Source organism: Vibrio gigantis (genome assembly GCF_024347515.1).
Lineage (GTDB): Bacteria > Pseudomonadota > Gammaproteobacteria > Enterobacterales > Vibrionaceae > Vibrio > Vibrio gigantis.
Map to the genome: position 1 here is coordinate 836494 of NZ_AP025492.1, position 22951 is coordinate 859444.

Sequence of the window (22951 nt, forward strand, 5' to 3'; positions counted from 1 at the left end):
GCTAAATTTATACCTTTAACTCGACAATACATTTCACTCGGTGATGCATTTAACGCAGAAATACAGAGCATTTACGGGTATTGTGTGGCTCGTGTTAACGAAAGCACATATAAAAATATAAAGGAATACCATGTACGAAGGTTTAAAACATTTTCACTTACTAACGATTGCGATAAGCGCACTGCTGCTTTCGATTCGTTTCGCTCTTATGATGGCTAACTCTCCGAAGCTTAAGCATCCTTTCTTGCAGCGTTTTCCTCATATCAACGACTCGTTGCTACTGCTATCGGGTATTGGTTTGATTTTTATCACTGGCTTTATTCCATTTACACCTGCAGCACCTTGGTTAACCGAAAAACTAACCTGTGTTATGGCTTACATCGCATTGGGTTTCTTTGCGCTTAAGCTAGGTAAGAACAAGCTATTGAGAGTTTTCTCTTTCTTCGGTGCACTTGGCTGGTTAGCAATGGCAGGCAAAATCGCAATGACGAAGACACCAACATTTTTCGGTTAATTATCTCCTTATTTTCGGTTAACTATCTATGTACGAATTTTTTGATGAAGACTTTGACCAGCTAGAATTAGCTGAAGGTGCATTGATCTTAAATAAAGCGATTAACCCAGAAACTCAAGACACTTGGGCTGAGCAAGAGCTGGCAAGATTGTTTAAAGAAGCGGAGTTTGCTTTGGTTCATGAAACCGACGAACAACAGAAGTTTGAGTCTTTTATTCGACTCTTCTTCTACGAGTGGGGCTTCGCTGGAGATAAAGATGCGTATTTTTCTTCGGAAAACGCGTTTATCGATAAAGTGCTTGAGAGAAAGAAAGGCATTCCAGTAAGTCTTGGCGCGATCTTTCTTTTTCTAGGTCGCAAGCTAGGCTTTCCTGTAGAAGGTGTATCTTTCCCGACTCAGTTCTTGCTTAAAGTGAGCTGGTACGGGCAAGCTGCTGTCTATATCAACCCTTACAACGGTGAGTATGTTGGCGAACAAACGTTGCGTGCATGGCTGATTGGACATGATGGCCCATTAGCTAAGGTGAAGCCTGAACACTTAGAAGTCGCCGATCACCCAACCATTATTGGTAAGTGGCTAGCACTGCTCAAGAGTGCACTACTGCGAGAAGAGCGTTATACGCTTGCATTGAAGTGTACAGATCTTGCGTTAACGTTTGTGCCGGATGACCCGTATGAAATCCGCGATCGTGGCTTTATCTACCAACAGCTAGACTGTCATCAAGTTGCTGCAACGGATTATCAATACTTTATCGACCAATGCCCAGATGACCCTGCATCTGAGTTACTGAAATCTCAAGTGAACGTCATGAACGAAAAGACCGTGGTCGTTCACTAATTAATAATTATTTAGAGAGAATATGATGGAACAGAAAACAGTTCATATTGGCGATATGCCAATTGCTAACGACAAGCCATTTACGCTATTTGCAGGCATGAACGTTCTCGAATCTCGCGATCTAGCTATGCAGATCTGTGAGCACTACGTGAAAGTAACAGAAAAGCTGGGTATTCCTTACGTATTTAAGGCGTCTTTCGATAAAGCAAACCGCAGCTCAGTTCACTCATACCGTGGTCCTGGTATGGAAGAAGGTCTTAAAATCTTCCAAGAGCTAAAAGATACCTTTGGCGTGAAGATCATTACAGATGTTCACACAGAAGCACAAGCTCAGCCAGTTGCGGATGTGGTTGATGTAATCCAACTACCTGCATTCCTAGCTCGTCAAACTGATCTTGTTGAAGCTATGGCTAAGACTGGCGCGGTAATCAACGTGAAGAAGCCTCAGTTCATGAGCCCAAACCAAGTTGGCAATATCGTTGATAAGTTTGCTGAGTGCGGTAACGACAACATCATCCTTTGTGAGCGTGGCGCTTGCATGGGTTACGACAACTTAGTTGTTGATATGCTAGGCTTTGGCGTAATGAAGAAGTCTTCAAACGGTAGCCCAATCATCTTCGACGTGACGCACTCTCTACAAATGCGTGACCCATCAGGTGCAGCATCTGGCGGTCGTCGTGAGCAAACGGTTGAACTAGCTAAAGCGGGTCTGGCGACAGGTATTGCGGGTCTGTTTATTGAAGCGCACCCTAATCCAGATCAAGCTCGTTGTGACGGCCCATCAGCGCTACCTCTAGACAAACTAGAGCCATTCTTGAAGCAGATGAAAGCACTTGATGACCTTATCAAAGGCTTTGAGCACATCGATATCAAATAGCTGTAGTTGATGTTAATTAGTTAAGTGGTTATTTAACGATATCAAATAAACGCCCAATTCTCAGAGTTGGGCGTTTTTGTTTATCTGGGGATCCGTTCGTTTGGTTGTGTGCCTACCTGTTTTACAGAGCTCTAATCAGTAACAGATGATTAAATTATTGTTAATAAACCCTTTGACTCCCTAAGAAATAGGCATGGGTGTGTGAGGTCTGTCCTGTTTGCAGTAAATTACTGATGTTCATCACACTTTGTAAGTAAACGATTGCCTGTGATGCAGAGGAAGTTTGAGTGTAATCTCATAATTTTGTTACACTTAACTGTTGATCTATGCGTGACCAATTCGACATAAATATGAAAACGTCGTGTTACATCGAGAATGTTAATTTAAGATTAGTCATGTTGAAGTCTTATTGTTCGAACTCTAGGAAAGGGTTCGCAATAGATTATAAAAAGCAGTGGATTCCCCTAAAAAGTTCAAAGGTATGACAATGAAGCAACGCCTTATTCTAAAGACAGCACTAAGTGCTGCAATCCTAGCTACTCTAGCTGGGTGTGCGTCTCAATCAGTTCATGATTGGAACCAAGACGAAACTTACAAGCTAACGATTCTTCACACAAACGATAACCATGGTCGTTTCTGGCAGAACAAATACGGCGAATACGGCATGTCTGCGCGTAAAACGCTGGTTGACCAACTTCGTTCAGAAGTTGAAGCAGAAGGCGGTAGCGTATTGCTTCTATCTGGCGGTGACATCAACACTGGTGTACCAGAATCAGATCTTCAAGATGCAGAACCTGATTTTAAAGGTATGAACAAAATTGGTTACGATGCAATGGCATTGGGTAACCACGAGTTTGATAACTCTTTAGACGTCCTACAAAAGCAGATCGACTGGGCTAACTTCCCAATGTTATCTGCAAACATCTACGATAAAGCGACAGGCGAACGCAAATTCCAAGCGTACGAAATGTTTGAAAAGCAAGGCATAAAGATTGCGGTTATTGGTTTAACAACTGAAGATACCCAAAAGATTGGTAACCCTGAATTTATCGCAGGCATCGATTTCCGTGACCCTAAAGAAGAAGCGAAGAAGCTAATCGCTGAACTTAAAGAAACAGAAAAACCGGATCTAATCTTTGCTGTGACTCACATGGGTCACTACGAAAATGGTCAACGTGGTGTTAACGCTCCGGGTGATGTAGCACTCGCTCGTTACCTAAACGAAGGCGATCTAGACATGATCGTTGGTGGTCACTCTCAAGAGCCTGTATGTATGGAAGGCCCTAATGTAGCGAAGAAAAACTTTAAGCCGGGTGATGAGTGTAAGCCTGACGTACAGAACGGTACTTACATCGTTCAAGCTCATGAGTGGGGCAAGTACGTAGGCCGTGCTGATTACGAATTCCGTAACGGCGAACTAGAGATGGTGAGCTACGACCTGATTCCAGTTAACCTTAAGAAGAAAGTTAAGATTGACGGTAAGAAGCAACGCGTTCTTATTCAAGATGAAATCGCACAAGACCCAGAGCTACTTGAATTCCTACGTCCTTTCCAAGAGCAAGGTCAGGCACAGCTAGAAGTTCAAATCGCTGAGACAAATGGCAAGCTTGAAGGCGATCGTAACGTAGTTCGTTTCCAACAAACTAACCTAGGTCGTTTGATTGCGACGTCTCACATGGAGCGTGCAAAAGCAGACTTCGCTGTGATGAACTCTGGCGGTGTTCGTGACTCAATTGAAGCCGGTAATGTCACTTACAAAGATGTGCTAACAGTACAACCTTTTGCAAACATCCTGACTTACACAGACATGACGGGTAAAGAAGTTCTAGATTACCTAAATGTAGTGGCGACTAAACCAATCGATTCTGGTGCTTACGCTCAGTTTGCTGGCATCTCAATGACAGTAGCGAACGGTGAAGTATCGAATGTATTCATCGGTGGTAAACAGCTTCGTCTAGACGAAACATACCGCTTCACAGTACCAAGCTTTAACGCTGCTGGTGGTGACGGTTACCCTAAACTGTCTGACCACCCTGGTTACGTGAATACTGGATTTGTTGATGCTGAGGTACTGAAAGAGTACCTAGAAGCAAACAGCCCGGTTGACGTAAACAAGTACGCGCCTTCAGGCCAAATGGTTTACAAGTAATTGAATCCAAGCAATTGTATCAATAGGTGCTAAATTAGATTGACTCTAGCACCATGATAAATTTAACTAAAGCGACGCCTCGGCGTCGCTTTTTGTTTACCTATCGTTTGGATTTGTTATGACCCCTGCAATCAATCTCGCCAAGAAAAAGAAAATCGCTCATAGTGTGCATCAGTATCATCATGATGCTAATAATACGAACTATGGTTTAGAAGCCGTAGAAGCGCTTGGTCAAGATCCCAAACGTGTATTCAAAACGCTGTTGTTCTGCTTGAATGGTGTGGCGAAAGATTTGGCGGTTGCCGTTATTCCTGTAGACCAGAAGCTAAATCTAAAGCTGGCAGCAAAAGCAGCGAAAGGCAAAAAAGCAGAGATGGCTGATCCAGATATTGCTCAGAAAACCACGGGTTATGTTGTTGGTGGCATCAGCCCGCTTGGTCAGAAAAAAGCGCTGCCGACTTTTGTTCATTCTAGTGCGACAGAATTTGAAACAATATGTGTGAGTGCGGGAAAGCGAGGTTTAGAAATTGAACTTGCCCCTAAAGACTTAGCTCAACTGACTCGAGCTCAGTTTACTGATTTGTGCTTGCAAGTTGATGGTTAGTCGTTAAAAGCCATGACGTACCGAACAATAAACAAAAACGCCCACTCATTAGTGGGCGTTTCTGTATAAGGAGTCATTCTACTTTTTCAGACCTAAAGTGCCACTAACACGTTTCTGTGCTGGTTTATTTGGTCTGTTTGAATCTTGGCTGCGGTTTGCTGGCTTACCGCTTCTACGATCGTTATTGTCGCGATCTGTACGATTGCGATCCGAACGGTTTCTATCTGAATTAGAACGCTCTGAACGAGAGTTCGATTTCCAGTTCTCGGTGTTGCCGCCGCTTTCACTATTCGACGAATTACGACCACGCTTCGAGTTTGGCGCATGGCGGAATTCATCCGCATTGTTACCACGGTAAGTGCGAGTGCGGTTCTCTTTTTGATTGCGGCGCGCTGTTGAAGTTTGGTTCTCTTCACGGCTGTCGAAAAGTTTAGCGTCTGTCGCTTTACGAATACGCTGACCTTTGGCATTCATTTTTGATGCATCTTCAGTGCTCACTGAGCCTTCACACATCGCTAAGATTTCAGTGATTTCTTCGTCGCTTAGGTAGCGCCATTTCCCGTTAGGAATGCCGTCTAGTGAGATGTTCATAATACGAACGCGGCGCAGCTTAAATACTTCGTAACCCAGAGCTTCACACATACGGCGAATCTGACGGTTAAGGCCTTGTGTTAGTGTAATTCGGAATGAGAACTTGGTCTCTTTCTCTACTTTACATGGTAAAGTGACCGTATCAAGAATATGGACACCTGCGCCCATTTGCTTCAAGAACTCAGTCGTAATCGGCTTATCTACACGTACCACGTATTCTTTCTCGTGGTTGTTACCTGCACGTAGGATTTTGTTTACGATGTCGCCATCGTTGGTCAAGAAGATAAGACCATCAGAAGGTTTATCTAGACGACCAATCGGGAAAATACGCTTGTGATGGCCAATAAAGTCGACGATGTTGCCAGGAATATCACGCTCAGTCGTACAGGTGATACCCGTTGGTTTATTAAGAGCAATGTAAATAGGCTTCTCTTTTGAGCGAACAGGCTTATTGTCGATCTCAACATCATCACCTGGCATGACCTTAGTACCCATTTCAGGGATCTTGCCATTAATAGTAACTCGGCCTGCATCAATGAGTTTGTCGGCCTCACGGCGTGAGCAAAAACCAGTTTCACTGATGTATTTATTAAGGCGTTTAGCTTGGGATTCTTGTGACATGATATTCTCTTAGCGTTTCACAACGGAAATATAGATAAACAAAAAGCAACCTTTGGATAGTTGCTTTGAGTTGGAATTCGTTAACTGAGGACAATTTTAGCACTTGGTGTGAGACTAGGCACGAAATATCGACCTTGATGCAAGATCGCTATTAGCCTACTTACCCATCTCAACCTATCAACTGGTGCGCTTTTGATGGCGTTCTCTGTTCTCTAGCTTTTTCTCATTACTCTTTCTGAGCATGACATAGACAGCACCAGTACCACCATGAAATTGCTGAGCAGAATGAACACATTGAACGTCGTTTATCTGAGTAAGCCAATTTGCTACGTAGCTTTTCATCATTGCTGGTGGGTTTGATCGTTCTCCTTTTCCGTGAACAATGATGACGGTACGAACATCCATTCTTAAACACTGGCGCAAAAATGAAAGCACTTCGTTACGTGCGTCTTTTAGTGTTTTCCTATGAAGGTCGAGCTTAGCTTGAATAGGGTATTTGCCCAAGCGCAGCTTTTTGTATACGCCTTCTTGTACACCGTCTTTTTTGTAAGCAATGACATCGTCTGGCTTGATCATTGGTGAGTAGTCTAATGATAAGTAGTCTTTCTCGTCATCAGACAGCCACATAGCGGCTTCACGCTTAGCAAGGTGAGATTCTGTGACTCGGTGTACTTTCTGATGTTCAGCGGTGTCATGGTCGATACGTTTAACATCGCCCATCATTTCTTGGAATAGATCTAAGTCGTCATCATGAGACATAGTGTGTATCTCAAGTTGGGGGAAGAATAGGGTAAGTATACCTAAGTTGGGGTTGGGTTTAAAAATGAAAAAACCGGAGGAGACAAGAGAAGTCAGCTCCGGTGCAAAGCGTTTTTATATTTACCCATAGCAATGAGGCTTAAGGTAAATGATTTAGGCTGAGCGATTCTAGTGAGGAGATTTTTCAGTCATAACTTTGTAGATGAAGAAGCCTCCATAAAACATCATGAGACCCAGAGCCCCGAAGATTACTATCATTGAAGATAGTCCCACCGCATTACCAAATAGGAGATCTAGCCAAAAGTCCATGTGTATACCTCAAAGTTATATGACACGGGTTAGTGTATTAACTGGTGTTATCAATTCACTGATCTGGATCAATCCTGTTTCATAAGTTAAATACTTGTTGGTAACTGTGTGTTTTTCGTCACATCAAGCGACTTGTTGTATGTCTTTTGTTCGAACGATTCGAATTCACAATAAATATGAGAAAAAGCGCTTGCGGATAAATTTAGAACCCGTATTATACGCTCCATCGACAGGCAATTAGCCAGTTAGATATCTCGGTGAATAGCGCAGCTTGGTAGCGCATCTGGTTTGGGACCAGAGGGTCGGGGGTTCGAATCCCTCTTCACCGACCATATTAAAGAAAGCCGTAGCAGAAATGCTACGGCTTTTTTGCATTTCAGGATAAAGATAATCACTTGGTTAACGGGGTCGCCTGATGTTCAAAATAAGCTCTTTACTGACTGTATAAAAGAAAGCCGTAGCACTCTCTGTAATAGAAAGGGCTACGGCTTTTTATATTATGGTATATGCGTCACTCCCTAGAGCGACGAAGGAGCGAGTCGGGAATCTCTTATTGTTCTATACCCCCCTCATAGAGAACAGGATTGACTCAATAAGCCCGTCCTAAACCTGTTTACTTAACATCACAAGTAATGTTCTTGATCGGTGTTTCCGATGTGACAAAACAAATATAGGCTTCAGCTGGGTTATTCGGACCAATTCGAATGTAACCTGCCTTCACTTCATCTTCATTGAACGAAGCTGAACTAGAGCTACCTGTTTGGCCATCGTAGAAGCTTGCTTCAAAATTCCCATTTATTTGGCTTGCAATACGGTTACGTGTTGTTGATGTCGTGAACGTAACGTTTGCGCATCGCATCGGTGGCTTCTCAGTAATCAGAAATTGTCCGCTTTCTTTATCTAACACACCGCCTTTGGTGTCTGGCTGAATGTCTATCGGCTGGAATTGTTCGATCGTACAAGTTTCTTTGGCAGACGCTACCGTAGGCATCAGAATCGCTAGAGCTAGAGGGAAAGCAAAAAGTACTGGTTTCATGAGAACAACACCGTATGTAAAAAGAGCGAAAGATAATAGCACCGCTATGGTGTCATTAAATGTAAGAATTCTGTTATTAAGGACATGCTTTTATAATGAAAAGGTCATGTCTTGACTTACTAACTAGTTGTTTGCGTCAACCTCGAACTGACACAGTGCTTGTTGGCTCTGTGATTGTTGATTAATTGCAAAGCCTTTTTTTTCTAGCAGTTCTAACAGGTTACCTTCTCCAATTAGATGTAAGGCGCCAACTACGATCAAGTAGTTTCCTTTTGAGTCGAGCTTCCAATCAGTGGCGGATAACTTGTCTGCCCAGTCGATATTACGATCAGTCAAAAATGCCTTCTCAAGTTCTGTTGGCATTTCAGACAATTTCGCAAAATCCTCAAGTTTGGACTCATCGCCCGTTTTCCAACTTTCAATGAGGCAATGTACGACACGGTCCGTTTGGTCAAATTCTTCAAGGCTAGTCAACAACCACTCTTTACCCGAATCTTTTTGTCCCGCGATGAGGTCAATTTGAAATTGCAGCGGCTCTAAGCTGATCACTGGAATGTCTTGTATGGTTGCTTTATACGCTAAGGTTGCATCTACACCGCCCGCTGAGCCATAGCCAAGGTTCTTTAATTGCTGCATCTGTATTGAGAGAGATGTCGCCCAAGGTGGAGAGCTCAGTAGTTGTTGAGTCGGCATACCCAAAGATTTTGAAATGCTGGCTAATAACTGTTTTTGTTCTTTGTTTAAAACATCACTCGTGGTCACTGTGGTCGTGGGATACACAATGCCTTTTGACTTCCTGATGTCTGTCTCAACAATTAATCCGTCGCTCTCTTTTAGCGTGTCAGTGATCTGTGCGGGAAGCGGGTACATGCTCTCGTCCCCAACGTGGACGGAACCCAAGATAGTGAGGGTCAAATCGTCTTTCTTTGCTTGCCAATAAAGGGGTTCGGCGGCCGTTTGCTTTGCAGAAAAGGCGAGTGTGAGTAACGTAAGGTACAAGAATGTGCGCAAAGAGAGCTCCTTTAGAAAGAAATAAACTCGTTAAAAAGGGTTTTGACGGAGTTTTTTAACGGTTTTTTTTGAGAACGATGTCACGTTGTTTGTACGAAAAGTATAACAACCCGAGCAAACTCTTAAACCTTTCTCTCTATCAACGACATGATTTTATGAAATTCATCAAAAAGATTGTGATTTAATTCTCAATTATTACGTCAAAATAAAAGTGACGGAAGTGCCGTTGACTCTAACTTTTTGATTTTAATATGAATAATATTATCAAGTTTTTTGAGATTTGAAGCCGATCACTTTATTAACTCGATTTAATTCACGGTAAAAAATAAGCCCATATAGTTTATCTAACTTTCGAAGCGCACCATTTTGCTTCTTACTCAATTTTTAATTTATGGGTGAATACGATGTTGAAGAGAAACTTACTATCTGTAGCGGTATTGGCTGGTCTAACGGGTTGTGCAGTAACACAAGCACCAGAACAAAAAGTAGTGAACGCACTGGCTGAAAATCTTGATGTTCAGTACGAAATTCTAACTAACCATGGTGCGAATGAAGGCTTGGCTTGTCAGGACCTAGGTGCTGAATGGGCGTCATGTAACAAAGTAAACATGACGCTAACTAATGAAGGCGAAGCGATTGATTCTAAAGATTGGAGCATCTACTTCCACAGTATTCGTCTTATTCTAGATGTTGATAATGAGCAATTTAAGATCACTCGTGTCACTGGTGACCTTCACAAACTAGAACCTACAGAAAAATTTGATGGCTTTGCGGCTGGTGAAGAAGTGGTTCTTCCTTTAACGAGTGAATACTGGCAACTGTTTGAAACTGACTTTATGCCAGGTGCATTCGTGACGGCGCCAAACGCAGAACCTAAGATGATTGCATCATTGAATACAGAAGATGTTGCATCGTTCGTAACTGGCCTTGAGGGTAATAACCTTAAGCGTACACCAGATGACAATAATGTCATGGCTACAGCAGTGACGCGTTTTGAAAAGAATGCAGATCTAGCAACGCAAGATGTATCAACAACATTACTACCAACGCCAATGTCGGTAGAGGTGGGTGAAGGTTCAGTGAGCATTGCTGGTGGTATTGCCCTACCAAAAGAGGCATTCGATGCTGACCAGTTCGCTGCAATTGAAGAACGTGCAGATGTGGTAAACGTAGATGTGAGTGGTGACCTACCTGTTAGTGTTGCCGTTGTTCCTACTCAGTTTACGGGTGATTTAGCAAAACCTGGCGCTTATGAACTAAGCATCTCGGAAGAGGGGATTGCGATCAAAGCGTTTGATAAAACAGGTGCTTTCTACGCAGTTCAGTCTATTTTTGGCCTAATAGACAGTCAGAACGCTGAATCATTACCACAACTGTCGATCAAAGATGCACCGCGCTTTGATTACCGTGGTGTGATGGTGGATGTTGCTCGAAACTTCCACTCAAAAGATGCCATCCTAGCAACGCTAGACCAAATGGCAGCATACAAGATGAATAAACTGCACCTTCACTTAACAGATGATGAAGGCTGGCGTTTAGAAATCCCAGGTTTACCAGAGCTAACGGATGTAGGGTCTAATCGTTGTTTTGATTTGGATGAGCAAAGCTGTTTATTGCCTCAGCTAGGTTCAGGTCCAACAACAGACAACTTTGGCTCTGGTTTCTTTAGTAAAGCGGATTACATCGAGATCTTAAGCTACGCAAAAGCGCGCAGCATCGAAGTAATTCCAGAAATTGATATGCCAGCACACGCGCGTTCTGCTGTGGTCTCAATGGAAGCACGTTACACTCGTCTAATGGCGGAAGGTAAAGAAGCAGAAGCGAATGAATACCGCTTGATGGATCCACAAGATACCTCGAACGTAACGACGGTTCAGTTCTACGATAAGCAAAGCTTCATTAATCCATGTATGGAATCTTCTACTCACTTTGTCGATAAAGTGATCTCTGAAGTGGCGGCAATGCACCAAGAAGCAGGCGTTCCACTAACGACTTGGCACTTTGGCGGCGATGAAGCGAAAAACATCAAGTTAGGCGCTGGCTTACAAGATATTAATGCAGAAGATAAAGTGGCTTGGAAAGGCAATATCGACTTGTCTAAGCAAGATAAGCCATTCCAACAGTCTCCACAGTGTCAGTCTTTGATCGCTGATGGAACTGTAAGCGACTTCGGTCATCTGCCAAGTCACTTTGCCGAGCAGGTATCTAAGATTGTTGCTGACAAAGGTATTCCTCATTTCCAAGCATGGCAAGATGGCCTGAAATACAGCGAAGGTGAGAAAGCATTTGCAACAGAAAGCACACGCGTGAACTTCTGGGACGTTCTTTACTGGGGCGGCACTTCATCAGTATACGACTGGTCTGCAAAAGGGTATGACGTAATAGTCTCTAACCCGGACTACGTATACATGGATATGCCATACGAAGTAGATGCTGCAGAGCGCGGTTACTACTGGGCAACGCGTGCAACCGATACTCGTAAGATGTTTGGCTTCGCACCAGAAAACATGCCACAAAACGCAGAAACATCATTAGACCGTGACGGCAATGGCTTCTCTGGCAAAGGCAAAGGCGAAATTGAAGCGAAACCTTTCTACGGTTTGTCTGCACAGCTTTGGTCTGAAACAGTACGTACTGACGAGCAATATGAATACATGGTGTTCCCTCGTGTACTTGCAGCAGCTGAGCGTGCATGGCACCGAGCAGATTGGGAAAACGACTACAAAGTGGGTGTTGAATATTCTCAAGATACTGACTTGGTGAATAAGCAGGCTCTAAACAGCGACTTTAATCGCTTCGCGAATATTGTAGGTCAACGTGAGTTGGCTAAACTTGAGAAAGCAGGTATTGATTACCGACTACCAGTACCGGGCGCGCAGGTTGTTGATGGCAAGTTAGCGATGAACGTTCAATTCCCAGGTGTAGAGCTTCAGTACTCTGCTGATGGCGAAAACTGGTTAACGTACGATGAGCAACAACGTCCATCGGTTTCAGGCGAAATTTACATCCGCTCTATCTCTGAAAGTGGCGAGAAAGTAAGTCGAGTAACATCGGTTAAATAATCGATAAGCAACATTAATAGAAGAGCTCCGTAGCTATTATCTTACTCAAGATAAAAAGCGGGAGCTCTTTTTGTTTACTGCAAATTAGGTTCTCATCCAAAACTGAAACATATAGAAATCGTCTTTGTTTATAACGTCAACAATGCACATAAGGTGAGTTCCATCGCAAAAGTGACGCGCTTCTCATTATTCTCTTCAAAAAATAAGTCCCTTGTAAAAAACTCTAAATTAGATGTGATTCAACTAACTGAATCTAATTTTGCACCGTAAAACAACGTGATCTTGATCTGTTTGTTTTTCCATGTTTAGTTTTTTACTAATTTTTATGTTTTTAAGTTATTGATTATTAAGTGTTAAATAACTTGTTCTTTTTTGATAGTGAGAGGGATCACTTTGCTTACTCTTTTATTTTGAAACGCAAATTAATTCGAGCAACATAGATTTCATGCCAGGGAGGCTACCAATTACTCAAGCGGTGAAGGTGAATGATGTACCGAAGATATGCCGCTGAAAAAATCAAACTAAGGCAGTTTACTATGAAAAAAATTATCGCTCTAAGTGCTCTTTCTCTTGCTTTCGCTTCTAGTGCTTTTGCTGGTTCTTCTTACGTTACAGGTAACGTTCAATTTCACTCTGATTTCCAACCAAACGCTACGTCTACTCTAGAAGCTGGCCACACGTTTGATTCTGGTACAACGCTACTAACAGAGTTCGATGGTATCTCTCTTGGTAAGTACGACGATGATGCTCTGCAAGATAACAACATTGGTAATTCACCATACATTACTTTAGGTGTTGAGCAGATGTACAACATCAATGACAACCTATGGGTTGCTGCTGGTTACCACCACCTACTAAACAACGGTGAGACTGTTCAGTACCGTCCACTAGTTAAGATTGGCTACAACTTTGATAACGGTATCTCAATCAGCAACCGTACTCGTTACCACGCAATGGAAGACAGCAAAGCTGACGACCAAACTCGCTTTGATAACCGTATCGGTTACGCAGTAAATGCTGAGCTAGCTCTAAGCTACAACAACGTATACGTAATCAGCGATGCTGATAACACAATGGACCACGAGCTTCGTGCTACATGGACTCGCCAAGGTGTTCAACCTTACTTTGAGTACCGTAACCAAGCTGACAATGCTAACAACGCATTCGTATTCGGTGCTTCTTACGGCTTCTAAGCTGATTCACTTGGCTACATAGTCGATTAGATTATTAGCCAAGTGAACTTCTTCGTTAATTAGCTTTTTGTTAAATAGCGTCTTCGCTAACTAGCGACGAAAACATAGCGGTACCAACAGCCCGGTTGGTGCCGCAACAAGATTTGCTTTACTGTCCAAAAGCAAAGAGCCTAGCAAGTAAACCACAGTCTTGGGTTTACTTAATGCTAGGCTCTATTTTTATAACTTCTTAAATATTGCTTTGTGCCGGTTTCTTTACGCTCTAATTACCATTGTAATGACGGTATTCAAACACTTGACCTTTCTCGTTAAACGCATACACAGAGTACTCGTCTTTCTTATCGCCGTACTCCATGCCCGGTGACCCCATAGGCATGCCCGGAACAGCCAAACCAATCGCATTACGCGGTGGATTTTCTAAAAAGGCTTTCACGTCCTCTGCTGGAATATGTCCTTCAAATACGTAACCGTCGATCTCTGCTGTATGGCAAGAAGCTAGCTCTGGCGTTATCCCCAATTTCTGTTTGATAGGATTCATGTCATCGTGGAGTTTCTCTGTAACATCGAACCCAGCGTCTTGCATGTGTTCAGTCCATTCTGTACAGCAGCCACAGTATGGGGATTTGTGGTTTAGGACATCGGTAGCCAGAGCTTGTCCTGAAATTGCAGCGAGTGCAGTAAGAGTCATAATTTTACGAATCATGGTTAACCTCATGAATATGGTTTTTGTTGATATTAGAATGAATAGGTTTGAACAATCTCAGCCTGTTGGCATTGCTAACTACCGTAATTGACGACATCGCCATAGCAGCGCCCGCAACAACAGGGCTAAGTAGAAACCCGAAAAATGGGTAGAGCACTCCTGCAGCGATAGGAATGCCCAGTGAGTTGTAGATGAAGGCACCAAAGAGGTTTTGCTTCATGTTTCTCACCGTTGCTTGGGACAGTTCTATCGCATTACTAACAGAGAGAGGTGACGAGTTGAGCAGCGTCATTTGCGCACTTTCGATCGCCACATCGCTGCCACTGCCCATTGCGATTCCTATATCCGCTTGAGCAAGAGCAGGCGCATCGTTAATACCGTCTCCGACCATGGCAACACTCTTATATTGCTGTTGAAGCTGAACAATATGTTGAGCTTTCTGCTCTGGAAGTACTTCTGAGATAACTTCGTCGATACCGACGTTCTTACCAATGGCCTGAGCAACAGAATCGTTGTCGCCCGTTAACAGCACAGTGTGAATTCCGGCGGATTTTAGTTGAGCTATCGCCTGTTTACTATCTATTTTTAACGCGTCTGAAATGCCCAATATGCCTTCCAGTTTTTGGTCGATGACGACGAAGATTGGCGTCCATGCTTGTGTGCGGCAAAGTTCAATAAAGTCACTACCTATTTGAGTATCAATACCGAGTTGGGTTAGGTATTTCAGGGAGCCGACTTGAACATGTTTGCCGTTAATGTTGGCTTGTACGCCGAGGCCGCGGTGGTTTTCAAAATTGCTGTGCGGGATTGCGGAAACTTCGAGGTTCTCGGCATACTGGCAAACGGCTTTGGCAAGCGGGTGTTCTGAACCTACCTCAACCGAATAGGCGTAAGCCAACAGTTCTTGTTCTGATAGGTTGTGATAAAAGGCCTGTTGAACACTTGGTTTACCTTGGGTTAGGGTACCCGTCTTATCAAATACCACAGCATCGATTTTGCTAGCTGACTGCAACACATCCGCATCTTTAATCAGAACGCCAAACTCAGCAGCTTTGCCGACACCTACTGTAATAGAAAGCGGCGTCGCAAGGCCTAGAGCACACGGACAAGCGATGATCAGCACAGTCGTCGATACGACAAGCATGTAACTTGCACTTGGTTGCGGACCAACAAAGAACCAAACTAGGGCTGCAATTGCTGCGATCGCGACGACAACTGGGACGAAAATAGCTGAGATAGAGTCGGAAAGTTTGGCAATCGCTGGTTTGCTGCTTTGCGCTTGGCGTACCATTTGAATGATTCGAGCCAGCATAGTGCTTGAGCCAATCCCGGTCGCTTCAATGATTAGGCTGCCATCACCATTAATGGTGCCTGCAGAAACGCCGTCATTAGCCGATTTTTCGTTAGGAAGTGGTTCACCGGTCAGCATCGATTCATCGATATAAGATTCACCCGATACCACAACACCATCAACCGGCACTTTTTCTCCCGGTTTTACACGTACTTGCATACCGACCTGGATAGCTTCTGCGGCGATGGTTTGTTCTTTTCCGTTGACAATGACCACTGCTTTTTGAGGCTGCAAGTTAATCAGTGCTTGGAGCGATTTTGTGGTGCGAGCTTTGGCTTTGGCTTCAATATAGTGACCCAAAGATATTAAGCCAACAATCATTGCGCTTGCTTCAAAATACACATGACGAGATGCTTCTGGGAACCACGATGGGATAAGCACAACCAACATTGAATAGAACCATGCAGCGCCGGTACCCAGAGCGACTAGCGTATCCATGGTCGCACGTTTATGCATCAGTGACTGCCAAGCATTAGTGAAGAAGCTGCGACCTGAGGTTGCAAGCAGTATCAAACAAACGACACCAATCAAGCCCCAAGCCAGTTGGTCACTAAGTGTAGCAATGGTCATGCTGCCACCGAATACGCCCCATACCATCAGCGGAGCCCCAAGCAGTAGTGCGCTCACTGAGTTTTTCAGGAAGGCTTGTTGGGTACGAAGTTGTTGCTCTTGCTGTTTTTGCTGTTGAGTTGCGGCGTCGTCAACGAATTCGGCGCTATACCCCGCGGCTTTAACGGATTCTATTAGGTCGCTTTCAATGATTTCTCGTGTTTTTGAGGTGAAAACCAAGGCCGTTTGCTCAGCGAGGTTAATCTGTGCTTGGTCGACGAATTCATTCTTTTTCAGCGCCTTCTCTACCGAAGAAACACAACTTGCACATGTCATTCCCTCAAGCACTAGGTGATAGGTATATTGGCTAGCAGCAGGTTTATCTTGTGTCGGTTCCGCAGGCGCTGGTTTTTTGTCGTCTTCTGAATCTGAATTCGGTAAAGGCTCATTAACTTTAGAGTAGGGAGTCGCGTGATAACCCACGCTTTCGACCAGCTCAATAACCTCAGATTCAGAAAGCAGAGTAACCAGTGATAATTCATGTTTGGTTACTTCTAGGTTTGAGGCTTGCTCGGTTTGTTCAAGCGCTTGAGTCAGCTTGCTCACGCATTTACCACAGCTGAGCCCTGACAATGAAAGGTGCAGTGAATTACCCATAGAATAACCAAGAGTCGCTAACTGTTCGTTGAGATCAACATAACTAAAAGGGGTCGAAACATCGATGTACGTCGGCGATATGTCATTGATCGTCGTATTGTCGAGATCATCAAACAGTGTGCGGACTTTCTTCGCACACCCCATGCAATTTAGGCCGTTGAGCGCAGTTGTGTAATGGTTCATATCGATACTCCAATTCTCATCTACGCCTAACATAAACCTTCCCGTAAGGGTAAGGTCAAACATAAATTCAAGAATTCGATATTTGTTGGAATATTGAGTGATGGAATGGATGAAGCGTATCGTAAGCGTGACTACAATTTGCGTTCTCAGCGTAGATGGCTTGTGTTCGACAGTCGTTTTTCTGCTCCTACGATAGCTTTCGTAACAGATCAGCACATTAATCATTCACTACTGATTGTAGATTTAAGCGGTGGTGATAAAATAGCGCCCAAAATTTAGTGATATTTGTCTGTTGCAGGCTTTGTAATAGCGACCACTAAAAGAATCACCTACATAATCAAGGTATTTAAATGACGGTTAAAACTCGTTTTGCTCCTAGCCCAACTGGCTATCTTCACGTTGGTGGTGCACGTACTGCACTTTACTCTTGGCTATTCGCTAAGAATCAAGGTGGTGAATTCGTTCTACGTATCGAAGACACGGACCTTGAGCGTAACTCTCAAGAAGCGGTTGATGCAATTCTAGAAGGCATGAAATGGATGGGTATGGAATGGGACGAAGGTCCTTACTACCAATCTAAGCGTTTTGACCGTTATAACGAAATGGTTGATAAGCTACTTGCTGAAGACAAAGCATTCAAATGTTACGCGTCTAAAGAACTGCTTGATGAAATTCGTGCAGAGCAAGAAGAAAACAAAGAGATGGCTCGTTACGATGCTAACCACCCTAAAATTGTTGCAGCAAACGAAGCAGCAAAAGAAGGTGATGCATGCGTTATCCGTTTCCGTAACCCTAAAGAAGGCAGCGTAGTATTTGATGACCAAATCCGTGGTCGCATTGAAATTGCGAACAGCCAACTTGATGACCTAATCATTCGTCGTACAGACGGTGCTCCTACTTACAACTTCGTAGTAGTAGTGGATGACTGGGACATGGGTATCACACACGTTGTTCGTGGCGAAGACCACATCAACAACACACCTCGTCAAATCAACATCTACGAAGCACTAGGCGCACCAGTTCCAACTTTCGCTCACTGTGCAATGATTCTTGGTGATGATGGTGCGAAGCTGTCTAAGCGTCACGGCGCTGTATCAGTAATGCAATACCGCGACGAAGGCTACCTACCCAACGCACTAAACAACTACCTTGTTCGTTTAGGTTGGTCTCACGGTGACCAAGAGATCTTCTCTCAAGAAGAGATGATTGAATTCTTCAGCCTGAACGCAATCAGCAAGTCTGCATCTGCATTCAACACTGATAAGCTACTTTGGTTGAACAACCACTACATCAAGACTTCTGCGCCTGAGTACGTTGCTAAATACCTACAATGGCACTTAGATGCACAGAAAATCGATACAACAAACGGCCCAGCTATCACTGAAGTGATCAAGCTAGTTGGCGAGCGTTGCAACACGCTTATCGAACTTGCTGAGCAATCTCGTTACTTCTACGAAGATTTCTCTGAGTTTGAAGCTGGTGCAGCGAAGAAGCACCTACGTGGTGTTGCTAAAGGCCCACTAGAGCTTGCTCTTGCTAAGGTTGAAGCACTTGAAGATTTCACGACTGCAAACATCAAAGACGGTGTGATTGCAGCGGTATGTGAAGAGCTAGAGATCGGCATGGGTAAAATCGGCATGCCACTTCGCGTAGCAGTAACAGGTGGTGGTCAGTCTCCTTCTGTTGATGCTGTGATGGAGCTTGTTGGTAAAGAGCGTGTAATCGCTCGCATCAAAATGGCTCTTGAGTTCATCGCAGAGCGTGAAGCTAACGCTTAATTGAGCGGTTGTTAGATTCAAAAAAGGGTCAGTAACTTGGTTACTGACCCTTTTTATTTGTTTGGAGTTTTATTGTCTAAATAACTTTGTTATAGCTGGTCGTCGGCAATCATTTGAGTTGCTTGCGCGGCTGATTTCTTGTCGAACAAGATATCCATCATCGCTTTGATGCGTTCCATATCGTCACCAAACTTGGAAAAGTTGCTGCTATTCGGCGCCTTAAACTCTACGTTACCAACGCGCTGTTGATCTTGATAAGCCGAGATTTTTGCGTCTGCCACAAAGGTTCTGAAATCCCAGCTCCAACGAGATACGTAATCTAGTGTAATCTCTTCAGGCTTGTGTTCAGAGCCGTCTGCGACAACCTTACATTTGACTTGATTGTTTAGACACCAGTCGAGCATCGAATCGAGAAAAACCGCACGAGTTTTTTCATCTTCAACAATTGTTACTTGCTCGATGGTATTTGCTTCCGGCAGTGCATTTCCTGAATATTTAGGAGCACTACAACCTGCGAGTAAAGCGACAGCTGCAACGGCTAACCAGTTTTTCATTACGTATCCTAGATTTTTTTGAAGATGATTGAAGTGTTAATACCGCCAAAAGCAAAGTTGTTGCTCATCAGATACTCAACATCTAATTCACGGCCTGAGCCAGTGATGTAATCGAGCTTACCGCACTGCTCATCGACCTTCTCAAGGTTTAGGGTTGGGCTGAACCAACCGCTGTGCATCATCTCTAGGCTTAACCATGCTTCAATCGCACCACATGCGCCAAGCGTATGGCCAAAGTAGCTTTTCAATGAACTGATCGGCACTTCACCGAATATATTCGCCGTAGCATTACTTTCTGCAATATCGCCTTTTTCAGTCGCGGTACCGTGCGCAGAAACATAACCGATTTTTTCTGCCGGAAGTTGCGCATCTTTCAGAGCTTTTTCCATACAGATTTGCATGGTTTCCATCTGAGGTTGGGTCACATGAGCAGCATCGCAGTTGCTGGCAAAGCCGATGATCTCAGCGTAGATCTTCGCACCACGAGCAACGGCATGTTCGTACTCTTCAAGAACAAGCGTGCCTGCACCTTCACCGATAACTAAGCCATCACGCTCGCTGTCGTAAGGACTAGGGGATTTTTCTGGCGTGTCGTTTTTTAAACTGGTAGCAAAAAGGGTATCGAAAACGGCAGACTCAGTTGGACATAGTTCTTCACCACCACCGGCAACCATCACGGTTTGATAGCCGTGTTTGATGGCTTCATAGGCGTATCCAATCGCTTGGCTTCCTGAAGTGCATGCACTGCTGGTGGGAATCACGCGGCCGCGCAGTCCAAAGAACAGACCTACGTTTACCGCAGCAGTGTGTGGCATCATCTGTACGTAGGTTGTCGCCGTGATAGCGCGTGTCGATTTTTCATTAAGCATCACACCAAACGCACCAACGGCATCAGTACTGCCTGTTGATGAGCCGTAAGCGATGCCGGTTTCCCCATTGGTCAATACATCATGACCAATTAAGCCTGCTTGCTCTAACGCATTCTCGGTGGCAACGGTTGCTAGGCGAGATACACGACCCATGCCGCGCACTTGCTTGCGCTTATAGTGTTTAGGCAATTGGAAGTCATCAATAGGAGCGGCAAGCTTAGTATTGAGTCCATCATATTGCTCAAAGCTTTGCATATACTGAGTCGCATTTTCACACGCTTTCAGCTTTGGCTCGATTTGTTGCCAGTCGTTACCAAAGGCAGTAACACCTGACATACCAGTTACAACAACACGACGGGTCATACTAAGCCTCCATTAACTGAAATTACTTGGCGAGTGACATAGCCGGCAATATCAGACATTAGGTAACTGACTAGGCCTGCCACTTCTTCTGGTTCGCCCATACGGCGTAGTGGCACCTGTGGAAGAGCATGATCTTTTACGTGCTCATCAACCATGCCTGTGTCAATTAAGCCAGGAGCCACACAGTTTACGGTGATCTTGCGCTTTGCGAGTTCTAGAGCAAGAGACTTAGTCGCGCCAATCACACCAGCTTTCGCAGCAGCATAGTTAGTTTGACCGCGGTTACCCATGATGCCTGATACAGACGCTAGAGTGACGATTCGACCACCTTTGCGCTTTTGAACCATAGGCATCACACAAGGGTGAAGTACGTTGTAGAAGCTGTCTAGGTTGGTATGGATTACACCATCCCACTCTTCTTCCGTCATGGCTGGGAATGCAGTGTCACGAGTAATGCCCGCGTTGTTCACCACACCGTAGTAAGCGCCATTTTCAGCAATATCAGACTCAAGCGTTTCGCGACACTCGCTGCGGTTGCTGATATCAAATTGGATAAGACGGCCTGCGCCACCCAGTTCGGTGATCGACTTTAGCGTCTCTTCAGCGCCTTGCTTGTCACCCATGTAATGAACGGCGATTTCAAATCCGTCTTTGGCGAGTTGAATAGCGATCGCTTTACCGATGCCTTTGCTGGCACCAGTGACTAAAACCTGACGGGTCATGATGGGCTCCTAGTTTTCATTTCTTGTAATTTTTGTTCGGTTGGCACATAGACGTTGAGTTGGCATTGAGCCACCAACTCGCCTTGGTCTTCGACTCTTGCAGTAAACACGGCCATGCCACTGTCTTCCATAAGTTGCTCGGCGTAGATATCAAGGGTCTGACCTTGAGTAAATTCATCACACAGTGACTTGTAGCGACGAGAGCCCAGTAAGAAACCGATTGGGGGAGTGGTGCCGTTTTTCAGTGCATGGTATCCAGACCATGCAGCAACAGACTGCGCCATAAACTCGATACCAACATAAGCTGGGACCGTTTGAGATTGGGCGTCAAAGAACAGGTTATGTTCACCAATATCAACCTGACAGTGGATCGACAACGCCTCTACGCTGATAGCACGATCGATTAATATCATCGGATCATCGTGGGGGAGGAGTTGGTCTACAGAAGGGATATCAGTCATTTACTACACCAAAAATCAGGCTAATGTTATTGCCACCAAAAGCGAATGAGTTGCTTAAGATGTTCTTTACTTTAAGTTTCTGCGCACAGTTTACCAAATCAATCTCAATATCTTCAGCTTTATCCTGACATTTTTGTAAGGGAAGCGGTAAGTCATATTTTAAAATATGCCACGCAATTGCAGCCTCAATCGCACTTGCTGCACCAAGAGTATGCCCGGTGAGCGGCTTGGTTGAGCTAACGGGAACCTTGTTTGCAAAAATACGGTGAATGGCTTTGCTTTCCATCGAGTCATTGAGTGGCGTAGCTGTGCCATGCGCATTGATGTAGCCGATGTCTTCTGCTTGTAACTGTGCAGAATCTAAAGCTTTTCTCATGGCTTGTTCAGCACCATCGCCCTCAGGGTGGGGCGCTGAAATGTGGTGAGCATCAGAACTGTCACCACAGCCTAATAAGGCAATGCTTGACGAATTCTGCTCTGTAGCGACACCACTTAGTTTTGCCTTGCTGAGCAACATAAACGCAGCCGCTTCTCCGATGTTGATGCCATTTCGAGAAGCGCTAAAGGGCTTACAATGTGTGGTTGAAAGTGCTTCAAGACCATGAAAGCCATTGAGCGTAAGCTTACATAAGGTATCTACGCCGCCGACTAATACAGCATCAGCCATCCCTGAATCTAACAAGCGTTGGGCGGCAATAAATACACGACCACTTGATGAGCAAGCGGTCGAAATTGCGTAGCTTGGTCCTGTTAACGACCAATATTGGCTGACGAATTCAGAGGTATTGCCTAACTCTTGTTTTGAGTAATGGTAATCTTCTGGAAAGTCACCGTGTGCCAATTTATGTTTGAGAGCAGTTTCACCGTCAGAGATTCCCGATGTGCTGGTGCCAATAACCACGGCAATCCTGTCTGCGCCAAACTGTGATTTTGCTTGTTCGATAGAATCTTTGATTTGGTTGAGAGCTGATAATGCGAGTTGATTGTTGCGAGTGGAATACTTCACGAGAGTGGGTGGAATCTCTGGTAGCTCACCTGCGATTTTGCCAACGACAGTGTGTTTGCCGTCGTTGAGCATATCGCTCGCTTCAATCATGTTTGGTTCACGTTCGCCTTTTATGCAGCCATGAATGTCAGTAATACTTGAGCCTAGCGCTGAGTGGAAACCACAGTCTTGGATATAAATAGGCATAGTGT

Annotated in this window: 20 protein-coding genes and 1 tRNA gene; 9 read left to right on the forward strand and 12 right to left on the reverse strand. The window is 44.4% G+C overall.

Annotated features, from left to right (window positions below):
• Window positions 1-130 precede the first annotated feature (130 nt).
• From OCV56_RS03805 to ybaK, 5 genes are all read left to right on the forward strand, one after another.
• Window positions 131-514: a SirB2 family protein gene (locus OCV56_RS03805; RefSeq protein ID WP_009848726.1), complete on the forward strand. Its 384-nt coding sequence runs from the start codon at window positions 131-133 to the stop codon at window positions 512-514.
• A 28-nt stretch (window positions 515-542) separates the two neighbouring features.
• Entirely contained in the window at window positions 543-1352 is an 810-nt protein-coding gene (locus tag OCV56_RS03810) for a SirB1 family protein (RefSeq protein WP_086714024.1), read from the forward strand.
• A 22-nt stretch (window positions 1353-1374) separates the two neighbouring features.
• Window positions 1375-2229 carry a 3-deoxy-8-phosphooctulonate synthase gene (gene kdsA / locus OCV56_RS03815; RefSeq protein ID WP_019821591.1) on the forward strand — a complete coding sequence of 285 codons (855 nt, stop codon included), beginning with the start codon at window positions 1375-1377 and terminating at the stop codon, window positions 2227-2229.
• A gap of 487 nt (window positions 2230-2716) precedes the next feature.
• Complete coding sequence (ushA, locus tag OCV56_RS03820; RefSeq protein ID WP_086714023.1) at window positions 2717-4378, forward strand: bifunctional UDP-sugar hydrolase/5'-nucleotidase UshA; 1662 nt, start codon at window positions 2717-2719, stop codon at window positions 4376-4378.
• Between the two features lie 118 nt (window positions 4379-4496).
• Complete coding sequence (gene ybaK, locus OCV56_RS03825; RefSeq protein ID WP_086714022.1) at window positions 4497-4982, forward strand: Cys-tRNA(Pro) deacylase; 486 nt, start codon at window positions 4497-4499, stop codon at window positions 4980-4982.
• 78 nt (window positions 4983-5060) lie between these two features.
• On the opposite strand, the gene rluF is transcribed toward ybaK, so the two are convergent.
• From rluF to OCV56_RS03840, 3 genes are all read right to left on the reverse strand, one after another.
• The gene (gene rluF / locus OCV56_RS03830; RefSeq protein ID WP_086714021.1) at window positions 5061-6194 is read right to left on the reverse strand and encodes a 23S rRNA pseudouridine(2604) synthase RluF; all 1134 of its coding nucleotides are present in this window, start codon (window positions 6192-6194) and stop codon (window positions 5061-5063) included.
• Between the two features lie 177 nt (window positions 6195-6371).
• Window positions 6372-6953: a DNA endonuclease SmrA gene (gene smrA, locus OCV56_RS03835; RefSeq protein WP_017076135.1), complete on the reverse strand. Its 582-nt coding sequence runs from the start codon at window positions 6951-6953 to the stop codon at window positions 6372-6374.
• A gap of 168 nt (window positions 6954-7121) precedes the next feature.
• Window positions 7122-7262, reverse strand: coding sequence for a DUF3149 domain-containing protein (locus OCV56_RS03840; protein ID WP_017062321.1), 141 nt, complete (start codon window positions 7260-7262; stop codon window positions 7122-7124).
• Window positions 7263-7517: 255 nt separating this feature from the next.
• Here OCV56_RS03840 and OCV56_RS03845 point away from each other — a divergent pair.
• Window positions 7518-7594: transfer RNA gene (locus tag OCV56_RS03845), tRNA-Pro, on the forward strand.
• Between the two features lie 281 nt (window positions 7595-7875).
• On the opposite strand, the gene OCV56_RS03850 is transcribed toward OCV56_RS03845, so the two are convergent.
• The gene (locus tag OCV56_RS03850) at window positions 7876-8298 is read right to left on the reverse strand and encodes a hypothetical protein (protein ID WP_086714020.1); all 423 of its coding nucleotides are present in this window, start codon (window positions 8296-8298) and stop codon (window positions 7876-7878) included.
• A 123-nt stretch (window positions 8299-8421) separates the two neighbouring features.
• Window positions 8422-9309, reverse strand: a complete 888-nt coding sequence (locus OCV56_RS03855) for a TraB/GumN family protein (RefSeq protein WP_086714019.1) — start codon at window positions 9307-9309, stop codon at window positions 8422-8424.
• Between the two features lie 404 nt (window positions 9310-9713).
• On the opposite strand from OCV56_RS03855, the gene OCV56_RS03860 reads away from it, so the two are divergent.
• Together OCV56_RS03860 and OCV56_RS03865 are read left to right on the forward strand one after the other, a co-directional pair.
• A complete protein-coding gene (locus OCV56_RS03860; RefSeq protein ID WP_086714018.1) occupies window positions 9714-12371 on the forward strand; it encodes a beta-N-acetylhexosaminidase in 2658 nt (885 codons plus the stop codon).
• Window positions 12372-12907: 536 nt separating this feature from the next.
• Entirely contained in the window at window positions 12908-13564 is a 657-nt protein-coding gene (locus OCV56_RS03865; RefSeq protein WP_086714017.1) for an oligogalacturonate-specific porin KdgM family protein, read from the forward strand.
• A gap of 262 nt (window positions 13565-13826) precedes the next feature.
• Here the strand turns inward: OCV56_RS03865 and OCV56_RS03870 are convergent, their stop codons facing one another.
• Together OCV56_RS03870 and OCV56_RS03875 are read right to left on the reverse strand one after the other, a co-directional pair.
• Entirely contained in the window at window positions 13827-14267 is a 441-nt protein-coding gene (locus OCV56_RS03870) for a DUF411 domain-containing protein (RefSeq protein WP_086714016.1), read from the reverse strand.
• Entirely contained in the window at window positions 14257-17040 is a 2784-nt protein-coding gene (locus OCV56_RS03875) for a heavy metal translocating P-type ATPase (protein WP_086714015.1), read from the reverse strand. The genes OCV56_RS03870 and OCV56_RS03875 overlap by 11 nt, the downstream gene beginning before the upstream one ends.
• A gap of 317 nt (window positions 17041-17357) precedes the next feature.
• Between OCV56_RS03875 and gltX the strand changes: the two genes are divergently transcribed.
• The gene (gene gltX, locus OCV56_RS03880; RefSeq protein WP_086714014.1) at window positions 17358-18785 is read left to right on the forward strand and encodes a glutamate--tRNA ligase; all 1428 of its coding nucleotides are present in this window, start codon (window positions 17358-17360) and stop codon (window positions 18783-18785) included.
• Between the two features lie 89 nt (window positions 18786-18874).
• Here the strand turns inward: gltX and OCV56_RS03885 are convergent, their stop codons facing one another.
• Genes OCV56_RS03885 through OCV56_RS03905 form a run of 5 tightly spaced genes read right to left on the reverse strand, consistent with a single transcriptional unit; the run spans window position 18875 to window position 22946 of the window.
• Window positions 18875-19339, reverse strand: coding sequence for an Sbal_3080 family lipoprotein (locus OCV56_RS03885; protein WP_086714013.1), 465 nt, complete (start codon window positions 19337-19339; stop codon window positions 18875-18877).
• 8 nt (window positions 19340-19347) lie between these two features.
• Complete coding sequence (locus tag OCV56_RS03890; protein WP_086714012.1) at window positions 19348-20571, reverse strand: beta-ketoacyl-ACP synthase; 1224 nt, start codon at window positions 20569-20571, stop codon at window positions 19348-19350.
• Window positions 20568-21293, reverse strand: a complete 726-nt coding sequence (locus tag OCV56_RS03895) for a 3-ketoacyl-ACP reductase FabG2 (RefSeq protein ID WP_086714011.1) — start codon at window positions 21291-21293, stop codon at window positions 20568-20570. Before OCV56_RS03895 ends, OCV56_RS03890 begins: the two co-directional genes overlap by 4 nt.
• Window positions 21290-21754, reverse strand: coding sequence for a hotdog family protein (locus OCV56_RS03900; protein ID WP_086714010.1), 465 nt, complete (start codon window positions 21752-21754; stop codon window positions 21290-21292). The genes OCV56_RS03895 and OCV56_RS03900 overlap by 4 nt, the downstream gene beginning before the upstream one ends.
• The gene (locus OCV56_RS03905; protein ID WP_086714009.1) at window positions 21747-22946 is read right to left on the reverse strand and encodes a beta-ketoacyl-[acyl-carrier-protein] synthase family protein; all 1200 of its coding nucleotides are present in this window, start codon (window positions 22944-22946) and stop codon (window positions 21747-21749) included. Before OCV56_RS03905 ends, OCV56_RS03900 begins: the two co-directional genes overlap by 8 nt.
• Window positions 22947-22951: the final 5 nt, after the last annotated feature.

Bases quoted from the DNA above. Each gene is read 5' to 3' on its own strand.
- OCV56_RS03805 (WP_009848726.1), top strand. From the start codon at position 131: ATGTACGAAGGTTTAAAACATTTTCACTTACTAACGATTGCGATAAGC.
- OCV56_RS03810 (WP_086714024.1), top strand. From the start codon at position 543: ATGTACGAATTTTTTGATGAAGACTTTGACCAGCTAGAATTAGCTGAA.
- kdsA (WP_019821591.1), top strand. From the start codon at position 1,375: ATGATGGAACAGAAAACAGTTCATATTGGCGATATGCCAATTGCTAAC.
- ushA (WP_086714023.1), top strand. From the start codon at position 2,717: ATGAAGCAACGCCTTATTCTAAAGACAGCACTAAGTGCTGCAATCCTA.
- ybaK (WP_086714022.1), top strand. From the start codon at position 4,497: ATGACCCCTGCAATCAATCTCGCCAAGAAAAAGAAAATCGCTCATAGT.
- rluF (WP_086714021.1), bottom strand. From the start codon at position 6,194: ATGTCACAAGAATCCCAAGCTAAACGCCTTAATAAATACATCAGTGAA.
- smrA (WP_017076135.1), bottom strand. From the start codon at position 6,953: ATGTCTCATGATGACGACTTAGATCTATTCCAAGAAATGATGGGCGAT.
- OCV56_RS03840 (WP_017062321.1), bottom strand. From the start codon at position 7,262: ATGGACTTTTGGCTAGATCTCCTATTTGGTAATGCGGTGGGACTATCT.
- OCV56_RS03850 (WP_086714020.1), bottom strand. From the start codon at position 8,298: ATGAAACCAGTACTTTTTGCTTTCCCTCTAGCTCTAGCGATTCTGATG.
- OCV56_RS03860 (WP_086714018.1), top strand. From the start codon at position 9,714: ATGTTGAAGAGAAACTTACTATCTGTAGCGGTATTGGCTGGTCTAACG.
- OCV56_RS03865 (WP_086714017.1), top strand. From the start codon at position 12,908: ATGAAAAAAATTATCGCTCTAAGTGCTCTTTCTCTTGCTTTCGCTTCT.
- OCV56_RS03870 (WP_086714016.1), bottom strand. From the start codon at position 14,267: ATGATTCGTAAAATTATGACTCTTACTGCACTCGCTGCAATTTCAGGA.
- OCV56_RS03875 (WP_086714015.1), bottom strand. From the start codon at position 17,040: ATGTTAGGCGTAGATGAGAATTGGAGTATCGATATGAACCATTACACA.
- gltX (WP_086714014.1), top strand. From the start codon at position 17,358: ATGACGGTTAAAACTCGTTTTGCTCCTAGCCCAACTGGCTATCTTCAC.
- OCV56_RS03885 (WP_086714013.1), bottom strand. From the start codon at position 19,339: ATGAAAAACTGGTTAGCCGTTGCAGCTGTCGCTTTACTCGCAGGTTGT.
- OCV56_RS03890 (WP_086714012.1), bottom strand. From the start codon at position 20,571: ATGACCCGTCGTGTTGTTGTAACTGGTATGTCAGGTGTTACTGCCTTT.
- OCV56_RS03895 (WP_086714011.1), bottom strand. From the start codon at position 21,293: ATGACCCGTCAGGTTTTAGTCACTGGTGCCAGCAAAGGCATCGGTAAA.
- OCV56_RS03900 (WP_086714010.1), bottom strand. From the start codon at position 21,754: ATGACTGATATCCCTTCTGTAGACCAACTCCTCCCCCACGATGATCCG.
- OCV56_RS03905 (WP_086714009.1), bottom strand. From the start codon at position 22,946: ATGCCTATTTATATCCAAGACTGTGGTTTCCACTCAGCGCTAGGCTCA.